This window comes from Wocania ichthyoenteri Th78 (assembly GCF_000789235.1).
In the GTDB taxonomy this organism is placed as follows: domain Bacteria; phylum Bacteroidota; class Bacteroidia; order Flavobacteriales; family Flavobacteriaceae; genus Wocania_A; species Wocania_A ichthyoenteri.
Genome location: NZ_KN525716.1, coordinates 750284 through 769448, shown reverse-complemented (window position 1 = coordinate 769448; position 19165 = coordinate 750284). Strand labels below are relative to the sequence as shown.

At 32.2% G+C, this 19165-nt stretch carries 14 protein-coding genes; 13 read left to right on the top strand and 1 reads right to left on the bottom strand.

The features are described 5' to 3' along the window. Positions 1–50: 50 nt before the first annotated feature. The 13 genes from RG22_RS03350 (at position 51) to RG22_RS03290 (ending at position 16825) form a co-directional block, all read left to right on the top strand. Entirely contained in the window at positions 51–2312 is a 2262-nt protein-coding gene (locus RG22_RS03350; protein WP_034040864.1) for an alginate lyase family protein, read from the top strand. An 18-nt stretch (positions 2313–2330) separates the two neighbouring features. After that, positions 2331–2705 (top strand): cupin domain-containing protein, encoded by a 375-nt coding sequence (locus RG22_RS03345; protein ID WP_034040862.1) that lies wholly within the window; start codon positions 2331–2333, stop codon positions 2703–2705. 527 nt (positions 2706–3232) lie between these two features. Further along, positions 3233–6343, top strand: coding sequence for a SusC/RagA family TonB-linked outer membrane protein (locus RG22_RS03340; protein ID WP_034040860.1), 3111 nt, complete (start codon positions 3233–3235; stop codon positions 6341–6343). Positions 6344–6374: 31 nt separating this feature from the next. Beyond that, the gene (locus tag RG22_RS03335) at positions 6375–7802 is read left to right on the top strand and encodes a RagB/SusD family nutrient uptake outer membrane protein (protein WP_034040858.1); all 1428 of its coding nucleotides are present in this window, start codon (positions 6375–6377) and stop codon (positions 7800–7802) included. Between the two features lie 27 nt (positions 7803–7829). After that, complete coding sequence (locus RG22_RS03330) at positions 7830–8843, top strand: PKD domain-containing protein (RefSeq protein ID WP_244462111.1); 1014 nt, start codon at positions 7830–7832, stop codon at positions 8841–8843. A gap of 10 nt (positions 8844–8853) precedes the next feature. Beyond that, positions 8854–9771 (top strand): polysaccharide lyase family 7 protein, encoded by a 918-nt coding sequence (locus RG22_RS03325; RefSeq protein WP_034040855.1) that lies wholly within the window; start codon positions 8854–8856, stop codon positions 9769–9771. A gap of 7 nt (positions 9772–9778) precedes the next feature. Beyond that, positions 9779–10699 (top strand): polysaccharide lyase family 7 protein, encoded by a 921-nt coding sequence (locus RG22_RS03320; RefSeq protein ID WP_052143611.1) that lies wholly within the window; start codon positions 9779–9781, stop codon positions 10697–10699. 121 nt (positions 10700–10820) lie between these two features. Beyond that, positions 10821–11519 carry a FadR/GntR family transcriptional regulator gene (locus RG22_RS03315; protein WP_034040853.1) on the top strand — a complete coding sequence of 233 codons (699 nt, stop codon included), beginning with the start codon at positions 10821–10823 and terminating at the stop codon, positions 11517–11519. Positions 11520–11707: 188 nt separating this feature from the next. Next, positions 11708–12991, top strand: a complete 1284-nt coding sequence (locus RG22_RS03310) for an MFS transporter (protein ID WP_034045664.1) — start codon at positions 11708–11710, stop codon at positions 12989–12991. A 42-nt stretch (positions 12992–13033) separates the two neighbouring features. After that, entirely contained in the window at positions 13034–13798 is a 765-nt protein-coding gene (locus RG22_RS03305) for an SDR family NAD(P)-dependent oxidoreductase (protein WP_034040851.1), read from the top strand. 28 nt (positions 13799–13826) lie between these two features. After that, complete coding sequence (locus RG22_RS03300) at positions 13827–14867, top strand: sugar kinase (protein ID WP_034040849.1); 1041 nt, start codon at positions 13827–13829, stop codon at positions 14865–14867. A gap of 54 nt (positions 14868–14921) precedes the next feature. Next, positions 14922–16139 carry a 6-phosphofructokinase gene (locus tag RG22_RS03295; RefSeq protein ID WP_034040847.1) on the top strand — a complete coding sequence of 406 codons (1218 nt, stop codon included), beginning with the start codon at positions 14922–14924 and terminating at the stop codon, positions 16137–16139. 17 nt (positions 16140–16156) lie between these two features. Then, positions 16157–16825 (top strand): bifunctional 4-hydroxy-2-oxoglutarate aldolase/2-dehydro-3-deoxy-phosphogluconate aldolase, encoded by a 669-nt coding sequence (locus RG22_RS03290; RefSeq protein ID WP_034040845.1) that lies wholly within the window; start codon positions 16157–16159, stop codon positions 16823–16825. 187 nt (positions 16826–17012) lie between these two features. On the opposite strand, the gene RG22_RS03285 is transcribed toward RG22_RS03290, so the two are convergent. Beyond that, positions 17013–18098 carry a Fic family protein gene (locus RG22_RS03285; RefSeq protein WP_034040762.1) on the bottom strand — a complete coding sequence of 362 codons (1086 nt, stop codon included), beginning with the start codon at positions 18096–18098 and terminating at the stop codon, positions 17013–17015. Between the last annotated feature and the right edge of the window lie 1067 nt (positions 18099–19165).

Genomic DNA, 19165 nt, shown 5'->3' with positions numbered 1-19165 from the left:
TATTTGGTTTACCAGATTGGTTAACCAATTTAAACTTATAAACAATAAGTATGTATAAGAAGCTTAAAAATTACTTAGTATTTTTTTCAATTATATGTTTAGTGGTGTCTTGTAATGATGAATCTGTAACTAAAACAGATTCTATTTCACAATCACAACACCCAAAACTTATTCTAACAGCTCAAGGTGTTACAGCTATTAGAGCACAATTGGGTAATATTCCAATTTTTGATAAAACATTGGAAACTATTAAAGCTGAAATAGATGCTGAAATTGAAGCAGGAATAGACGTACCTGTTCCAAAAGATTATTCTGGAGGTTACACTCATGTTAAGCATAAACGTAATTGGTTTGTGTTACAAAAAGCTGGTTTGTTGTATCAGATTTTAGAGGATGAAAAATATGCTAAATATGTAAAAGACATGTTAATGCAATATGAGGAATTGTACAAAACATTACCATTGCATCCTAGAACAAGATCATACGCTAGAGGAAAATTATTTTGGCAATGTTTAAACGATTCTAATTGGTTAGTATATGTAAGTCAAGCATACGATTGTATCTATAATTATTTATCTGATGAAGAACGAAACAAGTTAGAAAATAATTTATTTAAACCGTTTGCAGATCATATTTCAATAGATAGCCCGCAATTTTACCAAAGAGTCCACAACCATAGTACTTGGGGGAATGCAGCTGTAGGAATGATTGGATTAGTAATGGATGATCAAGAGTTAATCGATCGTGCTTTGTATGGAATTAAAGACTTAAAATTAGATACTAAAGAAAAAGATGATGATGGTGGATTTTTAAATAAAGATGGTAAAGCTGGTTTTTTGGCCAATATTGAAGAACCTTTTTCCCCTGATGGTTATTATAATGAAGGACCATATTATCAGCGTTATGCAATGTATCCTTTTTTAATTTTTGCTGAAGGTTTACATAACGTAAGACCAGAATTGAAAATCTTTGAATATAAAGATGGTGTTTTACTAAAATCAATAAATGCATTGTTGAATTTATCTGATGCCGATGGAGATTTTTTCCCGCTTAACGATGGTCAAAAAGGAATGTCGTACTACACAAGTGCTTTAGTTACAGCAGTAGATATTTCGTATCATTTTGGAACACAAGATCCAGGTTTGTTAAGCATAGCTAAAGAACAAGATCGTGTTTTGTTAGACGATTCTGGTTTAGCAGTAGCGCTTGGTATTAAAAATGGAAAAGCAGAGCCTTTCAACAAAAAATCTATTAACCTTTCCGATGGGCCGAATGGAGAACAAGGAGGTGTTGCTATATTGCGACATGAAGATATTGAGCTAGTATTTAAATATGCTGCACAAGGATCTAGTCATGGTCATTATGATAAGTTATCTTATTCGTTATATGAAAAAGGCGAAGAAATTCTTCAAGATTATGGCTTATCACGATTTGTTAATATCGAACAAAAAGGTGGTGGAAATTATCTAAAGGAAAACAAAACTTGGGCAAAACAAACCATTGCACATAATACAGTAACACAAAATGAAACCTCTCATTTTAATGGGAAGTATGAAATAGGAAGTCAGCATCATTCGGTACTAAACTATTTTTCTTCAGAAAATAAAAACATTCAAGTTGCAAGTGCAAAAGAAAGTAATGCATATCCAGGAACAGAAATGCTTCGTACTATGGCAATTATAAAAGACGAAGATTTTGAAAAACCATATATGTTAGATATTATGAAGGTAACTTCTAATAAAGTAAACAAATATGACTTTCCGTATTACTTCTTAGGGCAAGTAATACAAACAAACTTTGACTACAAAACGCCTAAAACATTAACTACTTTGGGAGACAAAAACGGGTATCAACATCTATTTGTAGAAGGCACAGCAAAAGCGTTTAGCGACAATAGTAAATTATCATGGTTAAATAAAGGGAAGTTTTACACCTTAACAACTCTAACGAATACTAATGATGAATTGTTGTTTACAAGAATTGGAGCAAATGATCCAGAATTTAATTTAAGAAGAGAAGCAGCTTTAATGTTAAGACGAAAAAATGCTAAAAACACACTTTTTGTGTCTGCAATTGAAGCACACGGAAGTTATAGTCCGATTACAGAATCTGCAGTAAACTCAAATAGTAGTTTAAAAGAATTAAAAGTGGTTTTAGATACTGAAACTTACACAGCAATACAAATCACCAATCTAAATGGTAATGCAAAACTGTTTATAACTGTAAATACAGAAGCTTCAAAAGAAGCAAAACACAACTTAAAAATAAACCATAAGAATTATGAGTGGTCAGGTTCTTATTATTTCAAATAAAACAAAACAATTAAAATTATGAAAAGATTTAGCGAAAAGTACGTCATCACAAAAGACATGCAATGGGAAGAACTTGGTGGAGGTGTATCAAGAAAATTCTTAGGTTACGATAACCAAATCATGATGGTGCAAGTGAAATTTGAGAAAGGAGCATTAGGTTCTCCACACCAACATTTTCACACACAAGCTACTTATTGTGTTTCAGGTAAATTTGAATTTGAAATTGATGGAGAAAAGAAAATTGTTGAAGCTGGAGATGGAGTGTATATTGAACCTAATTTAATGCATAGTGCTGTTTGTTTGGAAGAAGGGATGCTAATTGACACATTTAGCCCTGTAAGAGAAGATTTCTTAAGTGGAGGAGAGGTATCCTATTTTGGAGATAAATCATAAGAAAAAAATCTGCTAACAATTACAAGAGGTTAAAAACAGTTTTATTTGATTATGATGATTCAGTGTATATTTCACCAAATATCTTGCATGGAGCAATTTGTACAGAAAAAGGAATATTAATTGATGTATTTAGCCCAATCCGCGAAGATTTTATGGAATAGAGATGTTAAAATTAGAAATTAATTTGTTTTAACAAAAAATTAGTATATATTTGGTAAACCAATCTGGTAAACCAATTATAAAAAACTAAACTAAATGTATAACCTTCAAAAAATCCACCTTTTTAAATGATAATAAACTGAATAAAAAAAGGACAGGTGCACGCCTATCCTTTTAAATGATTTACTTCTTTTAGGAGGGAAGTAAAAACTCAAGCATGTATTACTTTCATAAAACATGTGTTCTGCAAAATTACAAAAATTTAATCAGAACAGTTGTTTTTAGTAAAGTGATTTTTAGCTGAATAATTAACAGCTAATCAAAAGTAGTAAGGCTACTAATTAACTTTAAACATAAAAAAACTAATTATGAATTTAAAAACTAAGCTATTTTTAATAGTATTATTGGTATTCAATATTACTTTATTTGCTCAGAATGGAACCTTAATTAAAGGCGCTGTTGTTTCTGCAACAGATAATATTCCTATTCCTGGAGTAAATGTTGTAGTATTAAATACCTCTAGAGGTACAACAACTGATTTTGATGGAAACTATCAAATTCAAGTAAATAAGGGAGAAGTATTACAATTCTCATATGTTGGGTTTGTATCTCAAACAGTAATTGTAGATGCTCAAACAGCAATAAACATATCGTTAGCTGAAGATTTGGCTAAACTAGATGAAGTTGTTGTTATTGGTTACGGAACACAAAAAAAATCACACTTAACAGGTTCAATTTCTAAAGTCGTTAATGATGATTTAGATCAGATTGCTGTTTCTAGGGTAGATGATGCCTTAGTAGGTCAAGTATCTGGAGTTAATATACAAGCAACCGATGGAGAAGCTGGTGCAGCACCAACAATTACCATTAGAGGTGTAGGTTCTATGGCAGGCGATTCTACGCCATTAATCGTTGTAGATGGAGTTATTGTAGACTCAGATTTTTTAGGATCTTTAAATATGAACGATGTTAAATCTTTTGAGATTTTAAAAGATGCAGCATCATCTTCAATATATGGTTCTAAGGGGTCTAATGGAATTATTATGATAAGTATGAAAGAAGGTGTTGAAGGGAAAGCGCGAATTAATTATAGTACTTTCACTGGCTTTAAAGAAGCTAGACATAGCGATGCGTATACGTTCTCTATTGCTGAGACAGCAGCAGCAGAACTTGCTGCAAATGGTGTAATTTCTGATAGAACTAGATACAAACAACTTATAGGTATAGATCGTTCTTGGCAAGATGTAATATTTGATGGAGGAACCATCACAAGTCATTCACTTTCGCTAAGAGGAGGAAATGATAAAACAAAATTTACAACGAGTATTAATTATTCTGATGATGAGGGTGTTTTGTTAACAGATAATTTTAAAAAATATGGGATGCGACTTAAAGTTGACACCAAAGTAAGCGATAAGTTTAAAATTGGTGCTAGTTTTAGTCCTTCTTATACAAAAAGAAGACGTTTTGATGGGTCTACACACGATATATTAAGACAAACAAATTGGTTGCCAGTATATCATGATGCAAATACCATTCAGTATGTAAATAGATTTAAATACCCTGATGTACAAATTGGTGATTATGCAACACAGCGTCATTTTGATGATTATGATTTAGATGCTGGTGCTTCAGTTGCTTCAGGTGGTACAGATATAAGTAATACATCTAATACCAATCCTGCTGCTAAAGTGCTAGAGCGAGAGCGTTTTGATAAAAAGTTTAAAATGTTTGGTAGTCTTTATGGGCAGTATGAAATTATTGAAGGCCTGAGTTTCAGAACAACAATGTCAGGTTCATACCAAGATACTAAAAGATCAAGATGGCAAGGAGTTCAATCTAATAGAAATGGAGCTTCTGCAGCACAAATGAGTGAAATATCTCAAAGAGAAATATATTTAATTTCAGATAATTTCTTCAATTATAATACAACAATTGGGAATCATGATATTGGTGCAACAGTTGGAGTCGTTTTTGAATCCAGAGATAGTTTTTTCTCAAGCATTTCAGGAACAGGATACACTAGTGATGCTGTTAAACAAATTACTAATGCATCAGTAATATCTGCAGCTGATGCTTTTGAATGGGAAAAAAACGGAATATCATATGTATCTAGAATTAATTATGCATACGATAATAAATATTTAGCTTCTATAAGTTTTAGACGTGATGGAAGTTCTATTTTTGGTTCAGACTTTAAATACGGTAATTTCCCCGCAGCTTCTGTTGGATGGAATATATCTAATGAAGACTTTCTTCAAGATAGTGATGTAATTAGTAATTTAAAATTTAGAGCAAGTTATGGTGTTACTGGTAACGACCGATTAAATACAGGTAGCGTCGATCCAGATGTTAGTAGTAGTACTAGTGCTTTAAGTACGGGAAATATTTTGGTAGATTATTACCCCTCTTTAGCTTTATTAAACGCAACTACATCTAGTATAGGTGGAAGTGTTCAACCAGGTTTCTCACCATTAAATATTGCTAACCCAGAATTAAAATGGGAACGATTAGTAGAAATTAATCCTGGTATTGATTTTGGACTTTTTAACAACAGAATTTCTGGATCAATAGATTGGTATCAAAGAACGAGTGATCAGTTACTTTTAAACAATCCAGTATCAGTAACAACAGGGTTCTCTAGCGCTTTGGTTAATTTAGGAGAGGTTAAAAATGAAGGCTTCGAGTTTGAATTAAGAACAAAAAATGTTGCTACAGAAAACTTTAGTTGGAACTCTACAATAATTGCAACAACTAATAAAAATACACTTGTAGACTTTGCTGATTCAAATGGGCAAATACAAAATGTTGATCCAAAAAGGGCAGCAGAATGGATTAATTTAGAAGGCCAGCCTATTTCTACATATTACGGATGGGTTGTTGATAGAGATATTCCATTGGAATATTTATCAAACCCTTATCATCCAATCGGAGGAGAAGCACAAGATGTGTATGTTAAGGATTTAAATGGTGATGGTATTATTGATGATGAAGATAAAGCTGCTTTAGGCGATCCATATCCAGAGCTAGTATGGAGCTTTTCTAATGAGTTTAAATTTAAAAACTTTGATTTTAGTTTTATGTTCCAAGGAAGCCATGGTGCAGAAATTAGAAATATGGGAGATCAATATATCTTCAACCAATTTAATAGCGCTCAAGATTTTATTTCTAGCACACCAGATCAACAGTTTATAAAGCAAAAAATATTTACTGATGATATTATTCAAGATGCGTCTTACATTGCGTTACGTAATGTAAATATTGGATATAATTTTTCAAAAGATTTCTTGTCAAAGTATAATATTTCAGGTTTAAGAATATATGCAGCAGGACAAAACTTAATGTATAAAACAGCAGATAATTATACAGGGTTTAATCCTGAATCAATTGATAGACAATCACCCACTACTTATGGGTATCAAAGAGCAGGATCGCCAATTTTTAGAACCATATCTTTTGGTTTAAATCTAGATTTTTAAGGAGATGCATTTAATAAATAATATAAATATTATGAAACAAATAAAATATATAGTTTTACTAATGATAGGAAGTATTTTTACTTCTTGTGGTAGTGACTTTTTAGAACCTATACCTAGTTCTGGCGTTACATCTGGATCTTACTATACGACTGAAAGTGAAGTTGAAACAGGAATAATCAGTATTTATGACGCTTTGCAAGGAGTAAATGACAACAATTTAAATAACAATCATGGGGTTCAGTACGAGTTTTATCTTACTGAAATGCGTAGCGATAATACCAGAACTAAAAGTCAAGAAGGAGAAGCAGCACAATTTGAGTTTTATAATGTGGAAGCTACTAATGGTATAGTTGCAAATTATTATGCCAGCTTTTATAGCGTTATTTTTAGAGCCAATACTGTTTTAGAAAGCTTAGGAGTTATAGCAGATGCAAACACAGCTGCCGCTTTTGAAGCTGAAGCTAAATTTAATAGAGCGTATGCTTATTTTAATTTAGTGAGACTATTTGGAGATATTCCATTAATAGATAAAGTTATTCCACCATTAGATACTGAAACTCAATATACAAGAGTAGCAACTTCTACAGTTTACAATCTAATTGTTAGTGATTTAATAACCGCTGTTGCAGGGCTAGATAATACATACAAAACCAGAGCTTCAAAAGCTGCTGCTCAGGCAATGTTAGCTAAGGTATATTTAACAATAGGAGAATACTCTCTAGCTCAAGGACTTTGTGAAGATGTAGTGGGTAGTGGTTTTGTTCTACAATCTAATTTTAATGATATCTTTTATAACGAAAGAAATAGCGAGATTATTTTTGCAATTGGCTATGAATCAGCTTTAAGTGCAGATAGTCAAAATTTTTCAGCAGAATGGATGAATGCCGTTGGAAGAACCAGTGGTGTTAATTATGTAACTACAGATGCTGTAACCGCTTTAACTGATTTTGGAGGAGATAGAGCACAATATTCTTATAGAATAGATCCTTTTCAGCCTACGCAAAATCAAGTAGTAAAATATCTTCCAAATGGAGAGTCTGGTGGGGCAGATGGTAAAACATTTGTTTCTGACGCTACTTTAGCTGGAAATGATTGGATTGTATTACGTTATGCAGATGTATTATTAATGCATGTTGAAGCTATTATGGCAGGAGGTGCAGATACTTCAAGTTCGAATGCTTTGACATCATTTAATATGGTAAGAAACCGTGCAGGTTTAGCTGATGATGATGATGGAACGATTACAAAAGCAGAATTATTATTAGAAAGACGTGTAGAGTTAGCATTTGAAAACCATAGATTTTTTGATTTAGTTCGATTTGGCGAAGCGGAATCTGTGTTTTCAGCATTTTCAGCAGCTAACGGGTTAGGTTACTCGTCGTCAGACTTGTTGTTACCAATTCCTCAAAGAGAAATAAACTTAAGTAAAGGAGTAATGAACCAGAATCCTGGGTATTAATAGATTATAACTTTAAAAAAAGTAAACATGAAAAATATAAATCAAATAAAAAAACGAGTTTATACTGCGATTATTAGCGTATTTGCAATGGTAACAGTTGTTACAATTTCATCTTGCGATCCAACAATAGATTGGCTGTCTTACGATTTGCCTGAAGCAAATTCAAAGGCAGATGCAACACCTCCAACTGCTAGTTTTTCAGCATCAGTAACTGCTGATTATTTAACTTGGACATTTGGTAATACATCAAGCAGTGCTACAGATTACGCATGGGATTATGGTGATGGAAACACATCAACAGGAGTTGATGGAGCAAATACTTTTTCTGGAGAAGGAACATATACAGTTACTTTAACAGCTTCAGACAAATTAGGTGTAACAAGTACATTTTCATTAACCGTAGAAGTGGTTGAGCCACCTGCCCCAGCCGCTATAACCCCAGTGATTGTTAATGCTGATTTTGACAAGCTACCTAAATCTTCTGGTTCTGACTGCGCTTGTTCTGGTTGGATTAATAAAAGTTTAGGAGCACAAGGAGAGTCTTCTTCAGGTAATGGAGGATCTGATAATGTACTTAAATTTGATAATGATGAGCAAGATTTAACATATCAAGAGGTTGAAATTACACCTAATACAGATTATACGATAACAGTAGTTGCATCCTTTAAAGGTATAGAAACAGGTACCTTTCCTAGTCAACTTGAAATAAGGGTTTTATCTGGTTCAGGGTACGAATCTGGTTATACTCCAGCATATTTTGCTACTGCTGCTGAATATCCTCAAGATGATTTTGGTTATACTTCTGTAGCTCAGATGGAAGATGCTGATAATAATCTTTTAGTTAGAGTAGTAGATAACCCAGGTGATGATGGTTATAACACATATAGTTATTCATTCAATACAGGAAATAATTCTAGCGTTGCTTTAGTAATGAGAGGAGTTAATGGTGATGGTACGCCAAGTGATGATAAAGGTTTCTTATGGAACAGTGGTGAAGAAGAAATAAGAGTTGACTCTGTTGTTGTTGATCCAGTTGAATAAATTGATAAACATGAAGATTTTCCGAAAAGAACTATTAGTATTTATATTAACAATATTTCTATCTGTTAACGCTACTTGTCAAACTAAGAAAGGTAGCGTTACAGAATCGGGATCTAAAATTGAAAAAAAGAAGAAGAAAAAGAAAAAAAGAAAAGTAAGATTACCTGATATAGATTTAAGTCATTGGAAAGTTACATTGCCAGTAACTAACGAAAAAGGGAAGCCTTACGAGATTGAGTCGCCAGAAATTTTGGGTTTTGCAAAAAATGAAAAAGCTAAACCCTATATGTATATAGATTCAACAAAAGGCGCTATCGTTTTTCATGCCATGCCAACAGAATCTAAAACGGCAAACACCAAGTATACCCGTTCTGAGCTTAGAGAACAAATGGTACCTGGAAACAATAATGTAAACTGGACTTTTGCTCAAGGTGCTTATATGAAAGGTAAATTAGCTATGGATCAAACCACTAGAGATTCAGAAGGAAAATATCATAGAACCATTATTATGCAAATACATGGACGTTTAACAAACGAACAGCGAGATTTAATAGGAGCAAAAGATAATAATGCACCACCAATGTTAAAAATATATTGGGATAAAGGTAAAGTAAGAATAAAAACAAAAGAACTTAAAAATTTAAATGCTTCAGATGAAGAAATTTTACATGAAGATGCTTGGGGTAATGACGAAGGTTTTAATTTTGAGCAAGAAGTAGGTTTTAAAAAATTCACTTTAGAAGTTAAGGTTTCAGAAGGTAAAATGGTCATTATTTTAAATAAAAATGAGTATAAAGTTTACGAAAATATTCATATACGTAGATGGGGTGTTTTTGAAAACTATTTTAAAGCAGGAAACTATTTTCAATCCAGAGATGAAGGTTCGTTTTCAAAAGTGAGGTATTACGAATTAGAAGTAAGTCATTAAGCCAAAAATGAAAAAAATAAAATACATATCACATATACTGAAACCACTATATTTTATAGTAGTATTTGGCGTGCTTTGTATTTGTTGTAGCAAAAACACAGAGATTGAAGATAGACCAGTTGGAGTTTATGAGGAAGAAAAAGAAGAAGAACCGGTAACTCCAACGTACAATTTGCCTAGTATAGATTTAAACAATTGGAAAGTAACATTACCGATTGGCAATCCTACAGAAGTTAAACCGCCGGAAATTATAGATTATGCAACTAACGAAACATTAAAACCATTTTTTTACAACGATTCTGTAAATGGAGCATTAGTATTTTATACATACCCTGGAGCTTCAACAACAAATTCATCGTATTCAAGAACTGAGTTAAGAGAGTTAATGAATCCAAGTGATGGAGGTAAAACAAACTGGACTTTCCCTCAAGGAGGTAATATGAAAGGGGCTTTGTCAATGGATGAAATATCTAAAGATTCTCAAGGGAATTACCACAGAACTATTATCATGCAAATTCATGGTAGGCTAACTAATGAACAACGCGATTTAATAGGTGAGGATGATAATAATGCGCCACCAATGCTGAAGATTTATTGGAATAATGGAAAAGTGAGAGTAAAAACAAAAGAGTTAAAAGATTTAAATGCATCAGATACAGAAATACTTTATACAAGCTCGTGGAAGGATGATGATGGACATACATTTTCTGAAGAAGTAGGATTTGATAAATTTACTTTGGAAGTTAAAGTGGAAAGTGGAAAAATGGAAGTAATTTTAAATGATAAGGAATCTGTAGTTTATGATAATGTTCATATTCAAAAGTGGAATGTTTTTGAAAATTATTTTAAAGCAGGAAACTATTTAGTTACAACTCAAGAAAGTGCATTTGCTAGAGTTAAATATTACAAACTTGAAGTAACACATTAATAATTTGATAAAAATCAATTTAAAATCATAAGTAGAATAGTTTAGAATCATAAGTTTTTTTAAATTGAACAATAATTTCTGGTTAACCAGTTAAAGAGGGGCTAGTAAATAAATAGAATATATGAAGTTAGAGGTACTTACAATAAGCGACAATCGAGAAACTCAAAATACTATAATCGCTAAGATTAGAGATTTAATTAATTATAAAAACTTAGAACCTGGCGACAAATTACCATCAGAGCGTATGCTGTCTGATAAATTTGAAGTTAGTAGAAGCAATGTTCGTGATGCGATTCAAAAATTAGAATTTTATGGATTATTAAAGTCTATTCCGCAAAGCGGAACATTTGTAGCAAATATTGGAGTTGTTGCTATGAATGGAATGATTGAAGATATTTTAAGATTAGAATCACCAGATTTTAAATCACTAGTAGAAACAAGAATTTTGCTAGAATTGAAAACAGTTCGATTGGCAGCGTTAAGACGTAATGAAGATGATTTAATACGTATTAAAGAAACGTTAGATGCATACGAAGCAAAAGCGTTATTAGGAGAAGATGCAGTACAAGAAGATTTACTATTTCATTTAGCTATAGCAAAAGCAAGTAGAAATAGTACCATGAATACATTCATGCTAACAATAACACCTCAAATAATTATAGATTTTGAAAAGTACCATGTTTGCGATAAAAACCAAGCAGTAAAAGGCATAAAGGAGCACACAGAAATTTATGAAGCCATTAAGGCGCAAAAAACTGATTTGGCAAAAGAAAAAATGAAAGATCATTTTAGTGTATTATATCAATACTGCTACAGTTAGAAATAAAAATAATTGAAAAATAGAGTTGCACGATTTTATTTTTCAAAATAAAAAGATTAGGAGGGAAGAAATCAATAAAAGCATTTCTTCACATTTAAAGTTTAGCAATTAATGAGCTAAACAAGTTTTTACATTCTAGTATATAATTTAAATAATTATGTAGAATGCTAACGTTTAAATTTAAAACTATGAAAATCAAAGGCATACGTTGGTGGATTATTATATTAATTTTTATAGCAACCGTTATAAATTATATAGATAGAACTGCTTTTGCATTATTATGGCCACAAATGGGTGAAGATCTTGGCATGGATAATTCTGATTATGCATTAATGCTTAATGTTTTTATGATAACGTATGCTGCAAGTAAATTTTTATCTGGAAGATTGTACGATAAAATCGGTACTAGAATTGGTTTTGTTGTATCTATTGTAGTATGGTCAGCAGCTGCAGCTTTTCATGCAGTAGCAAGAGGAATAATTTCATTGTCAATAGTACGTGGTTTACTTGGACTAGGAGAAGCAGGATTATGGCCTGGTGCCGTAAAAAGTAATGGAGAATGGTTTCCTGTAAAACAAAGAGCGTTAGCACAAGGGATTTTTAACTCGGGTGCTTCTATAGGTAATGTAATAGCTCCTGTTATTATAGTTTTTCTATATGCTCAATTTGGATGGAAGTCTACCTACATAATATTAGGTGGATTAGGATTACTTTGGATTATTCCTTGGCTAATCTTAAACAAATCAAAACCAGAAAATCATCCTTGGATTACTGAAGACGAAAGAAACTTGATACTTAATGATCGAATAGAAAATAATGATATTGCTGTTGAAGGCGCTAAAAGTTTGGGTGTTGGCGAAATATTGAGTTATAAACAACCTTGGGGAGTTTTATTATGTAGGTTTTTCATAGAGCCTATTTGGTGGTTTTTTGCGGGTTGGATGCCAATCTATCTGAATTCGAAATTTGGACTAAGTATAGAAGAAATAGGAAAAACAATGTGGATCTCTTATCTCATGGCTGCTGCTGGAGGAATATTAGGAGGCTTATTTACGGAAGCAATAATAAAACGTACTTCTGTAGATTTTGGAAGGAAAGCAAGTATAGTGTTAGGAAGTATTTTAATAATAATTGGCTTTGTTTCTATTATATTATTTGTAAATGATTCTAATTATATGACATTCATTTATCTAGCAGGGTTAGCACTTTTTGGATTTCAATTTGCCATAGGTAATATTCAAACTTTATCAAGCGATTTATTTAGAGGACCATCAGTAGGTACATTAGCAGGATTAGCTGGGACTGTAGCTGCATTTTCACCTATTATAATGAACTGGTTTATTGGTAGTATAACTAAAGGAGGATCATATACGCCTGCATTCATAGCTATTACTCTGTCTGTAGTTCTAGCTGTATTATCCATTTTCTTTTTAATCAAAAAAGTAAAATTAGTAGTAAACACAAAAAATTAAAAGATAAAAATTATATAACATAATAAAATACAATATTAAAAGATGAGCAATATAAACGGAAAAATAGCAATTATTACTGGAGCTACAGGTGGAATTGGTTTTGCTGTAGCAAAAAGATTGGGTAAAGATGGATACACTGTTGTATTAAATGGTATCGAAGATGAAGCAGGAGCTAAAAGAGTTGAAGAGCTTGCTAAAGAAGGCATTACTGCAGAATATTACGGATTCGATGTTACAAAAGAAGAAGAAGTAACTGCAAACATCACAAAAATTGGTGAAAAGTACGGGAGAATTGATGTTCTTGTAAATAATGCTGGTGGATTAGGTGGTCGGTCTCGGTTTGAAGAAATGACAACCGATTTTTACAGATTTGTAATGGCTTTAAATCTAGATTCAGTCTTTTTTGCTTCTAGAGCTGCTATACCTTTCCTTAAAAAAGGAGAAAACGCTACAATAATTAACTATACATCAAACGCAGGATGGACAGCAGGAGGACCTGGAGCAGGAATCTATGGAACATCTAAGGCTGGTGTTCATGCAATAACCAGAGCATTAGCAAAAGATTTAGCTGAATATGGAATTAGAGTAAATGCGGTATCACCTGGTACGATAGATACACCATTCCATGCACAAATTAAAGCAACTAAACCAGACGTATTTGCTTCTTGGGCAAACAATATTATGTTAGGAAGATTAGGGCAACCAGAAGATGTAGCATCTGTTGTTTCATTCTTGGCAAGTAATGATTCAGCTTTCTTAACTGCAGAAACTATCCAAATTGGCGGTGGGCAAGCTTTGGGAATATAAAATTAATTACTAGAAATTTTTATAGATAATGAGTAAAGTAGTCACATTTGGAGAAATCATGTTGCGATTAGCTCCACAAGGATTTTTAAGATTTTCACAAGCCAATAATTTCGATGCTATTTATGGTGGAGGAGAATCGAATGTAGCCGTTTCATTAGCAAATTACGGAGTTTCGGTAGATTTTGTTACACGTTTACCTAAAAATGACATAGGTGAATGTGCTATGATGGAAATGCGCAAACGCGGTGTTGGTGTAGATAAAATTGTTTATGGAGGTGACCGTTTAGGAATTTATTTTTTAGAAACTGGAGCAGTTTCTAGAGGGAGTAAAGTAGTTTACGATAGAGCGCATTCTGCCATTGCAGAAATAGAATCTGGAATGATAGATTGGGATGTTATTTTTGAAGGTGTAGAATGGTTTCATTGGACGGGAATTACACCAGCCATTTCACAAGGAGCTGCAGATGTTTGTCTAGAAGCTGTAAAAGCTGCAAGTGATAAAGGTATTACTATTTCTACCGATTTAAATTACCGTGCAAAACTATGGCAATACGGTGGAGATCGCGAAGCAATTATGACTGAGTTAACATCATACTGTGATGTTATTTTAGGAAATGAAGAAGACGCAGAAAAACATTTCGAAATTAAACCAGAAGGATTAGATATTACTACTCAAGGACACGACGTAAAGGCTGAAGCTTTTTTATCAGTTTGTAAGCAAATGATGAAAAAATTCCCAAGGGCTAAAAAAGTAATAACAACATTAAGAGGTTCTATTTCGGCATCTCATAATACATGGGCAGGTGTTTTATACGACGGTAAAAAAATGTATGAAACTCGACAATATCAAATAACAGATATTGTTGATAGAGTAGGTGGAGGCGATTCATTTATGGGAGGTTTAATATATGGATTATTAAAATATCCAGAAAATGACCAAAACGCTTTAGATTTTGCAGTAGCTGCTTCATGTTTAAAGCACACCATTAAAGGCGATGCTAATTTGGTAACAGTTGCAGAAGTAGAAAAATTAATGGGAGGCGATGCTTCTGGAAGAGTAGCACGTTAAATTCAATATCAGAAGATAATAACCTAATTCATTATTGGTTGCATCTTTTTTAATATGAAAAAATCAATAGTAATTATTTGTGGCGGAGGACCAGCACCTGGTATTAACGCCGTTATTAGTACACTTGCTAAAACTTTTCTTAAAGATGATTTTAGAGTTTTAGGTGTACATTATGGTTACAAAGGATTGTTTTCAGAAGCGCCTGAAATTAAAGAATTTGATTTTGCTCATGCAGACAGAATTTTTAGCAGAGGCGGTTCCACACTTATTATGAGTCGATTTAAACCTAAAGACTCCAGTTTTAAGTCTGACTTTTTCAAAAAACAAAATGTTAAATTATTAGTTACCATTGGTGGTGATGATACAGCGTCTACCGCCAATAGGTTAACAAAGTTTTTATTAAAAAGCGATGTTGAGATTTCTCATATTCACGTCCCTAAGACGATAGATAATGATTTACCCTTGCCAGATAGAAACCCAACGTTTGGTTTCCATACTGCAAAAAATGAAGGAGTTCGAATAGGTAATACGATTTATGAAGATGCCAGAACTAGTGAAAATTGGTTTGTCATTTCAACGATGGGACGTTCTGCTGGTCATCTAGCCTTTGGCATCGCTTCGGCATGTCACTTCCCTATGATGATTATCCCTGAAATGTTTAATAAAACGAAAATTACTTTTGATAAATTGATTAATCTAATAATTTCCTCAATAATTAAAAGTAAAATTCAAAATATTAATTACGGTGTGGCTTTAGTTAGCGAAGGAGTGTTTCATTTTATGGATGAAGAAGAAATTAAAAACTCAGGTATTAACTTTACCTATGATGATCATGGACATCCTGAATTAGGAAATGTAAATAAATCACATATTTTTAATTACCTGCTTCAGTTAAAGTTAAAGGAATTGGATATTAATATTAAGACACGTCCTGTAGAAATAGGTTATGAATTGCGTTGTTGTAACCCAATCGCTTTCGATATTACACTTTGTACTTTGCTAGCAATTGGTGTAAAAAAACTTTTCGCACAAGGAGAAACTGGCTGTATTGTTAGTGCAAATTCAAATGGAGATATCACACCATTATACCTTAAAGATTTTGAAGATGAGAATGGTAAGGTTCCTCCTCGACTTGTAGATATAGAATCAGATATGGCACAATTATTTATGAACAATCTTTTTTATATAGAAGAACAAGATTATGATGCTGCAAAGGATTATATCAACAACCCAGAGAATTATAATTTTCGTGACATATTAAATTGGAATTAAAAAATAACTAACAGATAATGGCACAATTTACAAGAATAGAAGTAGCACAGAGAATGAAAGAAACAGGTATGATTCCTTTGTTTTTCAGTAATGATATTGAACTGAGTAAAAATGTGCTTAAAGCCTGTTATGATGGTGGAGCACGATTAATGGAGTTTACTGCCCGAGGCGATTTCGCTTATGAGGTTTTTGGTGCGTTAACAAAATATGCCATAACTGAATTACCAGGAATGATTATGGGTGTAGGTTCTGTGACTGATGGAGCAGCAGCGTCTTTATATATGGCATTAGGCGCAAATTTTATTGTCACTCCAGTTTTAAGAGAAGATATAGCTATAGTTTGCAACCGACGTAAAGTACTTTGGTCACCTGGGTGTGGTAGTTTAACAGAAATAGCAAGAGCCGAAGAGTTAGGTTGTGAAATAGTAAAACTATTTCCAGGAGATTTATACGGACCAAAATTTGTAAAAGGAATAAAAGGGCCACAGCCATGGACAAGTATTATGCCAACAGGAGGTGTATCGCCAACAGAAGAGAATTTAAAAGGTTGGTTTGATGCTGGTGTTACATGTGTTGGGATGGGGTCTAAATTAATATCTAAAGACATTATAGCCAATAGAGACTATGATAAGCTAGAACAAGATGTCAAAAAGACTATAGATATTATTAAAGGAATACTTTTGTAATACTAATTCATTTTATTTCTTCTTGCGATAAAAACAATTTATTGATTAATCAGTATGGGTAATAAAATTAGAAAGGTTTTGACTTCGGGTTGGGCAGGGTTCGAACCTATTTTTTAAACAATTGATATTCAAAAGTATAAAACGTACTTCACAAATATAGGCACCGATTCACGCACCTTAGCCAATATCAATTTTTCTCCAAAATAGCCATTAATCTATGATTAAGATATAGTTTTTCTTTACCTATTTTTTCAGAAATTAAAAACCCTGCTTTTTCTAATTCAATTAAGTAATTGCCAATAGTTTTTGGCGTACCTAATTTAGCATCTATTAAAAATTGACGTTTGGTATAAGGTAATCTAAATAATATTTCTACTAATTCCTTTGAATACACCTTAGGTAATGAAATTTTTATTTCTTCAGACATCACTTGAATGAGCTCTGTAACCATGTTTAAACGTTTCAGAGCTTTGTTAGCAGTGAAAACAATCATTTCAAGCATATACAATATCCATGCTTCCCAATCTTGATGTTCCGTAACATTTCGTAGCTTCATATAGTAATCCGTTTTATTTTTAATGATGAACTCGCTTAAAAATAATGCGGGCGTATCTAAAAGGTTTGCCGTTTTTAAATAAAGCAATAATAAAATACGACCTGTTCTACCATTACCATCACTAAAAGGATGTATAGCTTCAAATTGGTAATGCATCAATGCCATTTTAATTAAAGGGTCAATAGTACCTTTTCCATTAATAAAGGCCTCAAGGTTTTCCAATTTATCCCTAATAATAGTCTCACCGGTAGGAGGTGTATAAATAGTTTCACCCTTAACATTTTTAAGAGCAGTTCCTGGAGTCGTTCTAATACCAGCGGTGTTTTTCTTAATACTTTGTACGATGTCAATACACAAATTAGTCGATATAAAAGGGCGATTTTCAATAGCTTTCAACCCATTCCATAGAGCCTCTTTGTAACTTATAACTTCTTTGGTAGCTGGGTTGTCAAACTTTTTATCAGCCACTATTGCCTTATATAAATCATCATTGGTAGTAATAATGTTTTCAATTTCAGAACTTGCTTTTGCCTCCTGTAAATGAATGGTATCTAAAAATAGTGTCGGATTGGGTAAATTTGTTAGTCTACCATTAAGTTGAGCTAATGCTCTACTTGCTTCAATAGTTTTACGTAAAACTTTTGTAGTTTCCAATGCGATTTTTGGAGGTAATAGAGGTAAACTATTATAAGGTTTGTTTTTTTTAAAAGTAGTCATGATTAACAGGAGTAAAAATTACACTCGTTTCTTTAACAAAGGTAAATATACTAAAATATTACCCTCGTTACAACGTCAAGAGTAAATATTACACTAGTAATTATTAATTAGTGTAAATATATTGATTGATCTTTGAGATACTGCGAAATGATATATATTAAATTTTAGTTGTAAATACTTATAAATTAGAGTTTTAAGTTCTATTCGGTGCGTGTTTTTATTTTAAAAAAGACGCACCGATTAACGCACCTATTTACTGCTAATAATTGATATTAATTAAAATGAAAAAAGCCCATAAACATACGTTTTGGGGCTTTTTAGTTGATTTTAAGTGACCGGGCTGGGGCTCGAACACTTATTTTAAATAGCTGATATTCAAAAAGTTAATATACGTTTAACAAATATAGGCACCGATTAACGCACCTTGTTGTATCTTAAAAATTAAATGAACTTAATTGAATGCAATTGCATTCAAAATTCAAAGATAATTAATATAGTTATAAATATTTTCCATTACATATACATATTTTTCTTTAATAAAAATATTAATGAGCAAATAGCTATAGGAGTCAAATTTGTTTTACAAATAACTTGTACTATAATGTTTATAATGAATGAAAAATTTAATCCTTCCAGATAAAGAGGAACTATCCAAAATCTCATTTTTATAGTATTTATAGGGCTTAAAAAGACCCTTTAAATTTAGTGACACCGAATTAGCCCCTTTTTATGAAAACTTTAACATTTATAATATGTTTTAGCTTGTTTTGAGTCAATTTTTTATTGTTTTCTTATTTATATCCTAAATTTAATATTTGTACTTCAATTGTTTTAGCACTTATCCCTATAATGGATGAATTTATTATTTATATTATTGATTATCAATTAGATACATCTTGATTTTGAAATTTATCTCAAAAAACTTGTAAATTGTTGTTTTTCAGTTATTTACTTGTTATAAATATCCGTTATAGGAATACGTCCGATTGTTTTTATTTAAAGTTCTCCCAGTGGCTTGCTAAATTAATTTGAATTAGAAATGCATACTAATAGTTTAGCGACAATCT